The organism is Pseudomonas sp. NPDC078416 (assembly GCF_050268485.1).
GTDB lineage: Bacteria > Pseudomonadota > Gammaproteobacteria > Pseudomonadales > Pseudomonadaceae > Aquipseudomonas.
Map to the genome: position 1 here is coordinate 1 of NZ_JBNNGV010000060.1, position 7302 is coordinate 7302.

The window sequence follows — 7302 nt, forward strand, 5'->3', positions numbered from 1 at the left end:
TAGTCCTTGCAGATCTCGAAGGTGTACTGACCGATCTGCGCCACCGCCACACCGTCGGCAAACAGCCCGACCTGCTGCAGCACCACGCGCTCGCCATAGGCCATGGCCTGTTGCAGGCAATTGGAGTCATCGGGCTCGACGCCGATCACCTTGATTTCCGGGCGCAGGTATTTCACATACGCCGCAATGCCGGCGATCAGCCCGCCGCCGCCCACCGGCACAAAGATAGCGTCCAGCGGGCCCTGATGCTGACGCAGGATTTCCATCGCCACCGTGCCTTGCCCGGCAATGGTGTCAGGGTCGTCGTAAGGGTGGACGTAGACGTAGCCGTGTTCCTCAACCAGCTTCAGCGAGTACGCCAGCGCCTCGGGAAACGAGTCGCCATGGAGTACGACTTTTCCGCCCCGGGAGCGCACGCCTTCGACCTTGATCTCGGGGGTGGTCTTCGGCATCACGATGGTCGCCGACACGCCCAACGTCTTCGCCGCCAGCGCCAGGCCTTGGGCATGATTGCCCGCCGATGCCGTCACCACGCCCCGCGCCAGCTCTTCCGGGCTCAGCTGCGCCAACTTGTTGTAGGCGCCACGAATCTTGAAGGAGTACACCGGCTGCAGGTCTTCGCGCTTGAGCAGCACATTGTTGCCCAGGCGCGCAGACAGCTGGCGGGCGGCGTGCAGCGGGGTTTCCACGGCAACGTCGTAGACGCGGGAAGTGAGGATCTTTTTGACGTAGTGATTGAGCAGGTCGCCCTGAGCGATCGAGTGGGCTGGCGTCTGACTCATCGTGTGGGCCTCGTCGAAAGGCTTGGGATGATCAGGCGGGCGGTGAAGAGGGCGAGGGAAGGGCGAATGATCATGTCTGGCTCCTGGTGTGGTTTTTGGCCCGGGAGACAGAGAGAAAAAACCCGCCTCTAGGGCGGGTTGGGTGCAAACGTCGGCTAACCCGCCATGACTGGAATGGCGGTAATAATTATCTGGCCGAAGAAATGCTGGGGTGCGTTCATGGTGTCGAGACTATGGCGAACACGACGCGGTCGTCAAGTGGGCCGCTGTCATGAATGCTGCTTTCGCGGAGCAAATCGACCGCACAGGCAAAAGGCAGGCAAAGCTCAGCAACGCCGCCCGAATCATTGCCGTCCATACGGCGAGGCTGAATGGCTTGAATGCAGGCGCGCGCTTGCCCGCGAATGGGGAGGGTCAGGTGACGTTGATGTGACTGAAATGACGCTTTCGCGGGCGAGCGCGCTCCTACAAAGACCTCAGTGTCGTCGAGTGTTCAACAGGCCTTCATTTTTTGTTCATGAGGGCACTTTAGGGTTGGGTTCGTAGTCAGTGAATCTGCAGCTGAATGACTCAGCGACACAAGAACCCTATCGATCACAAGAACCCGCCACGAGGGCGCAAACATGGACGAGTACCAAGAAGAATTGCTGGAATACCAGGCGTACGAGATGGACCCGCTGGAGCCAGCAGAAGACGCCACCGAGTTGTAGGAAAACCCGCGCCTGCCAGTCAGATCGACTGGCGCTGGCTGCGACGAAACGCACCGGGCGTCTGTTCGGTCCAGCGTTTGAAGGCCCGCTGAAAGGCTTCTGCTGACGCAAATCCCAATAAGTAGGCGATTTCGCCAAAGGCCAGTTCGGTGTCCCGGATGTAGGTCATGGCGAGGTCGCGCCGGGTGTCATTGAGGATCGCACGGAACTGTGTGCCCTCGTCCGCCAGCTTGCGGCGCAGGGTCCAGGTCGGCAGCTTCAGTCGCGCGGCCACTTCTTCGAGATCCGGCTCCTGCCCCCCATTCAACAACGGCCCCAGCAATTGGGTGATGCGCTCGCGCAGGCTGCGGGTGCGCGTGAGCTGCTCCAGTTCCCGTTCACACACCTGCAGCAGATGCCGCCAGGTACTCGGCACGTGATCGGGGTTGCGCAGGCCAAGCTGATGCTGGTTGAGGCGCAACTGATTGACGCCCGCGGCGAAAGTCACGGGCTGCTCGCAGAGCGCGGCGTATTCAGCCGCGTAGGCGGGGGCGTCGAACTCGATCTCCAGACATTCGGCTCTCAACGTCGTCCCGCTCAGGGTCGACAGTTGATGCAGCCAGCCGCTGAGAATCGAATCCACCACGAAGCGGTTGTAGTCGTTGTACGGGCTGATGGAATAGAAGCGCAGCCAGGCGCCTTCGCTGTCTTCGTGCAGGCTCGACTGGCCGCGATAATTGGAGCCATACAGTGGTTCGAAACGAATCAGCGTGCGCGCCGCTTCACGCACGGTGGGCGCCTGAGCCGCAGTGACGCCGGCCAGCCCGGCGTGGCTCAAACGACTGGATTGACCCATCCGCAGGCCGAGGGCAGGCACGCCGGTGAGCTCGATGGCCCCATGGCCCAGGCGCATGTAGCGCGGGATCGACAGCCGGGCGCCAGCCTCACCCACTCGCGCGGCATCCAGGCCGTATTGCAGCAGCAGCGGTTGCGGGTCCTGGCCTTCGTTGCGAACCGCGTCGGCAAGGCTGTGGACGAAACCCACGGACAGATCGCCCAGACGCACGCGAGGGGAGGTCATCGGTTACAACCACAGATTGATCAGGCGCGCGCCATGACCAGGGCGGACGCCTTTCGGGGCCGCGCTGATGGATTGCCCGGCAATGCTTTGCCCGCCGCGGCTGGCGAAACTGTGGCCGGCGCTGCCCTGGTCCCAGAACTGGCCGCGCATGAACACGCTGACGCCGGCTTTCGCTGTGCTGGCCGGTGTCAGGGCCAGTCGACGCCAGGCTTCGCCCTGGGTGATCGGCTTGGCGCCCAGGTTCAAATGGGCGGCCAGCGCCTGGTGCTTGTCGCTGCGCCACGGTTGCGACCAGCCGTCCGTGCCGGCGACGTAGGCCGGTACTGCAATCAGCTCGACGCCGCTGGCGTTGAGGCGCGCGTAGTTGTCGGGGTACCAGCTGTCACTGCCAATCAGCGTTGCCAAACGGCCGGCGGGTGTCTCAATCACGTTGAGCGGCGCGTCCTTGCCGGGACGGATGTAACCCCGCTGATTCCAGCCCGGGAACAACTGACGCTGGGGCTGCCCCAAGGGCAGGCCGTCGGGGCCGAACACCAGGCTGCTGTTATAGAGCGCGCCACGGCCGATGCGCAGTTCGCCGTTTTCCACTTGCGGGCTGGGCAGCACGATCGAGCCGGCCACCAGCGTCACGCCAAATTCCTTCGCCAGCCCGCCGAACACGTTCTGATAATCCTGGGCCATGCTGTGCGCCTTCATGCGCAGGCGTGCATCCTCGAAGCGGCTGCTGCCCCGCGCGTGAAACACGGCGTCGATGAACAGCAGCGGGTTGCTGAACGCCAGCCAATTCATGGCTTCTTCGAGGGTGGTGGCCTGATAGAACTGGGTTTTTTCGTCCACCGCCAACAACCAGGTGCCGATGTGCTCCGGCAGCACCACGATGGTTTTATCGTTGAGCAGCCCATGGTCACGGGCCTGCACCAGATAGGACGCAAGCTTGCGATGCAGGCGTTTGACGCTCGAATAATCGGAAGGGAACAGTTCGGGCTGAATGCCCAGCAGGTTGCCGCGTTCGCCGGGTTGCCCGTCGTTGATCACCAGTTGGATGCGCAGGTCCGTCAGGTAATGCCCGACATGACGCTTGCCCGTCCACAGCCCGTAGCTGACGAGAAGAATCACCAGCACTGCAGCGGTAAGTGAGCCGAGAACTTTGCGCATGAAGAAAGGAGAACTGCCTCTGGAGAAAGCGCACACGGCGCCATGACGTTGCCGGAAGGCTACGGCAAAACGGCGATTTGGAGAAGGTTTGCCAACGGCGCAGCCGTGAAGATGCTCTGGTCAGAGGGGACATCTTGCAGATGCCCCTGCCCAACGGAAGGGTAATCGTTCATGGCTTGAAGACCTCTGCGCAGTTCGATCATTAAGTTGTCACTTCTGGTCATTGAGCATGGCCGGGCGCCTGTTTACTGTTTGCGCCATGTACAAGGCGCTCGTTCAAGGCCCTGACTGATTCGACGGGCGCCACAGAGCGCCCGCGCCCCGTGAAGATGCTCGATGGAGTTTTTATGGCCGCCCCCCACTACCCGCATTTGCTCGCTCCCCTGGACCTGGGTTTCACCACGTTGCGCAACCGCACCCTGATGGGCTCGATGCACACCGGGCTTGAAGAGAAGCCGGGCGGGTTCGAGCGCATGGCGGTGTATTTCGCCGAGCGCGCACGGGGCGGGGTCGGCCTGATGGTCACCGGCGGTATCGCACCGAACGCCGAAGGCGGGGTGTATTCGGGGGCGGCCAAGCTGTCGACGCCGGAAGAAGCCGCCAACCATCGCATCGTCACCCAAGCAGTGCATGAGGCCGGCGGCAAGATCTGCATGCAGATCCTCCATGCCGGGCGTTATGCCTACAGCCCCAAGCAGGTGGCACCGAGCGCGATCCAGGCGCCGATCAACCCCTTCACACCCAAAGAACTGGACGAAGACGGCATCGAGAAGCAGATTCAGGATTTCGTCACCTGCGCGACCCTCGCGCAGACCGCCGAATACGACGGCGTCGAGATCATGGGCTCCGAAGGCTATTTCATTAACCAGTTTCTCGTCGCCCACACCAACCATCGCACCGACCGTTGGGGCGGCAGCTATGAAAACCGCATGCGCCTGCCGGTGGAGATCGTGCGCCGCGTGCGTGAAGCCGTGGGGGCGAATTTCATCATTATTTATCGCCTGTCGATGCTCGACCTCATTGAAGGCGGCAGCAGCTGGGAAGAAGTGGTGCAACTGGCCCAGGCCATCGAGCGTTCGGGCGCCACGCTGATCAACACCGGCATTGGCTGGCACGAAGCGCGGATCCCGACCATCGCCACCAAGGTGCCGCGCGCGGCGTTCGCCAAAGTGACGGCGAAAATGCGCGGCTCGGTGTCGATCCCGCTAATTACCACCAACCGCATCAATACCCCCGAGGTTGCCGAGCAGATACTCGCCCAAGGTGACGCCGACATGGTCTCCATGGCGCGCCCGTTTCTCGCCGACCCGGAATTCGTCAACAAGGCCTCGGCCGGTCGCAGCGACGAGATCAACACCTGCATCGGCTGCAACCAGGCGTGTCTGGACCACACCTTCGGCGGCAAGCTCACCAGCTGCCTGGTCAACCCCCGCGCCTGTCATGAAACCGAGCTCAATTACCTGCCGGTCACCCAGGTCCGCAAAATCGCGGTCATCGGTGCCGGTCCTGCGGGCCTCGCAGCCGCCACCGTCGCGGCCCAGCGCGGGCATGACGTGACGTTGTTCGACTCGGCCAGCGAAATCGGCGGGCAGTTCAACATCGCCAAGCGCATTCCGGGCAAGGAAGAGTTCTTCGAGACCCTGCGCTACTTCGGCCGCAAGCTGCAAACCACCGGCGTCGACCTGCGCCTGAACACCCGCGTCACGGTCGATGATCTGGTCGGCAAAGGCTATGACGAAGTGATTCTGGCCACCGGCATCGCCCCACGAACGCCCGCCATCCCCGGTGTCGACAACTCCAAGGTGCTGAGTTACCTCGACGTGATCCTGGGCCGCAAGCCGGTCGGCAAGTCCGTCGCCGTGATTGGCGCGGGGGGCATCGGCTTCGACGTGTCGGAATTCCTCGTCCATCAGGGCGTCGCCACCAGCCTGGATCGCGATGCGTTCTGGGACGAGTGGGGCATCGACACGCATCTGGCGGCGCGAGGCGGTGTCGCCGGGATCAAGCCTCATCCCCATGCGCCAGCACGTCAGGTGTTCCTGCTGCAGCGCAAAGCCACGAAAGTCGGCGACGGCCTCGGCAAAACCACCGGCTGGATTCATCGCACGGGGCTTAAGAACAAACAGGTGCAGATGCTCAACAGCGTGGAATATTTGAAGATCGACGATGCGGGTCTGCATATTCGTATCGGGGCTGACGGCGAGGAGAAACTGCTGCCGGTGGACAACGTGGTGATCTGCGCCGGGCAGGATCCGCTGCGTGAACTGTATGACGGATTACAGGCGGCGGGGCAGAGCGTGCATTTGATTGGCGGGGCGGATGTGGCGACTGAGCTGGATGCGAAGCGGGCGATTGATCAGGGATCGCGGTTGGCGGCGGGGTTATAGGGGGTGGTTTCTGGCCGGTGATGTTGCTGCTGGGTTTGACGGGGTTGGATCGCGTGCCGCCAGGGTCTGTGGGGACTCTGGCGGGTGGGACGGTTACCAGCTGCCGTAGGGGATTCCGTGCTGGTCAATCCAGGCTTGGGCTGCTTGGTTTGGGGCCCGGTAAAACAGCCCTTCATCGTTCAGGTAAGGGCCGCGAGGTTCGACTTCGGCTTGAAAGCGGCCGACTTCCTTATCCTTTATGCAGCCGGCCCCAACCCAAACCTTGACGATGCCACCAGGGGCCATCCCCAAGCTGATCGTTCGTGGATAGAGGGTCACAATCTTCTGATCCCAAGCACAAAATACTTGTTGTGGTTTGACCATCTCATCACGGACCCACTGCGGAATGTCGATGTGTACCTTGTAAGCCTGAGGTTCCACCAGCGACTGCCAACGCAGATGTATCGTCTTCGGAAGATCCACATTGTTTACGGGTTTTCCTCCCCCGCCTTCTGTTGGCCATCCCTTGACCGAGCCGGTGTAACTAGCACTCCCCCCATGAACCCGATAGAAGGCAAGGCCCCGCTGATCGAGTACATCCACACTCTCGACCCACACTTCCATATGGCGGGGCGCAACGAGGCTGATGTACCACGCTGGATAAGGCAGCTTGGGGGCTGGGGGTAATCTTGGCCCACTCGCGCAGGAGCTGAGGCTTAGTAACAGACCGGCTGCACAAGCCAGCCTTTTCAGGCGGGGAATCCAGTCTGCGGCTGAGCCCCTTGAGCCCCTTGAGCCCCTTGAGCCAAGACGCCATTGCGCCCACGGTTGCGTGTACTGATTGTGATCGCGACCACTCATGGCCGAGTTACCAACTGCCATAGGGAATGCCGTGTTGTTCTACGTAAGCTTTGTTCTCCGGTTCGAGCGGGATGTACTTGCCTTTGCTTGCGCCACGGTAGGGGCCGAGCGGTTCGACTTCGGCTTGGTAACGGCCGACTTCTGTGAAGCCTAAACATGGCCCGCCAACCCAGACTTTCACGATTCCTCCTGGGGCCATTCCCAGCGTAATCGCGAAACGGTAGTCATCTATCCATTCCCTTGAGCCGCGGCAATAGACCCGCTCTGGCCGCATCATCTCATCGCGTACCCACTGGGGTATTTGTATTTTGATCTTGTAAGCCTGAGGCTCTACTAGTGACTGCCAACGCAGGAAAATCTGGTCGGGT

The 7302-nt window shown here is 61.8% G+C and carries 6 protein-coding genes; 1 reads left to right on the top strand and 5 read right to left on the bottom strand.

Features of this window, described 5'->3' with window-relative positions; genetic code table 11:
• The 3 genes from ACQKEN_RS25175 to ACQKEN_RS25185 form a co-directional block, all read right to left on the bottom strand.
• On the bottom strand, nt 1-743 hold a 743-nt coding region (locus ACQKEN_RS25175), incomplete at its 3' end, for a pyridoxal-phosphate dependent enzyme (protein WP_427689476.1).
• A 768-nt stretch (nt 744-1511) separates the two neighbouring features.
• Nucleotides 1512-2552, bottom strand: a complete 1041-nt coding sequence (locus ACQKEN_RS25180) for an AraC family transcriptional regulator (RefSeq protein WP_427689472.1) — start codon at nt 2550-2552, stop codon at nt 1512-1514.
• A 3-nt stretch (nt 2553-2555) separates the two neighbouring features.
• Nucleotides 2556-3707 carry a carbon-nitrogen hydrolase family protein gene (locus ACQKEN_RS25185; RefSeq protein ID WP_427689473.1) on the bottom strand — a complete coding sequence of 384 codons (1152 nt, stop codon included), beginning with the start codon at nt 3705-3707 and terminating at the stop codon, nt 2556-2558.
• 347 nt (nt 3708-4054) lie between these two features.
• On the opposite strand from ACQKEN_RS25185, the gene ACQKEN_RS25190 reads away from it, so the two are divergent.
• The gene (locus ACQKEN_RS25190) at nt 4055-6094 is read left to right on the top strand and encodes an FAD-dependent oxidoreductase (RefSeq protein ID WP_427689474.1); all 2040 of its coding nucleotides are present in this window, start codon (nt 4055-4057) and stop codon (nt 6092-6094) included.
• Between the two features lie 93 nt (nt 6095-6187).
• Here the strand turns inward: ACQKEN_RS25190 and ACQKEN_RS25195 are convergent, their stop codons facing one another.
• Nucleotides 6188-6835 carry a DUF2931 family protein gene (locus ACQKEN_RS25195; RefSeq protein WP_427689477.1) on the bottom strand — a complete coding sequence of 216 codons (648 nt, stop codon included), beginning with the start codon at nt 6833-6835 and terminating at the stop codon, nt 6188-6190.
• A 106-nt stretch (nt 6836-6941) separates the two neighbouring features.
• Nucleotides 6942-7302 (bottom strand): DUF2931 family protein (locus tag ACQKEN_RS25200; protein ID WP_427689475.1); only part of this gene is annotated, 361 nt, incomplete at its 5' end.

What these genes read in the sequence shown, in the direction of transcription:
- ACQKEN_RS25180 (WP_427689472.1), bottom strand. Translation starts at nt 2,552, where the DNA reads ATGACCTCCCCTCGCGTGCGTCTGGGCGATCTGTCCGTGGGTTTCGTC.
- ACQKEN_RS25185 (WP_427689473.1), bottom strand. Translation starts at nt 3,707, where the DNA reads ATGCGCAAAGTTCTCGGCTCACTTACCGCTGCAGTGCTGGTGATTCTT.
- ACQKEN_RS25190 (WP_427689474.1), top strand. Translation starts at nt 4,055, where the DNA reads ATGGCCGCCCCCCACTACCCGCATTTGCTCGCTCCCCTGGACCTGGGT.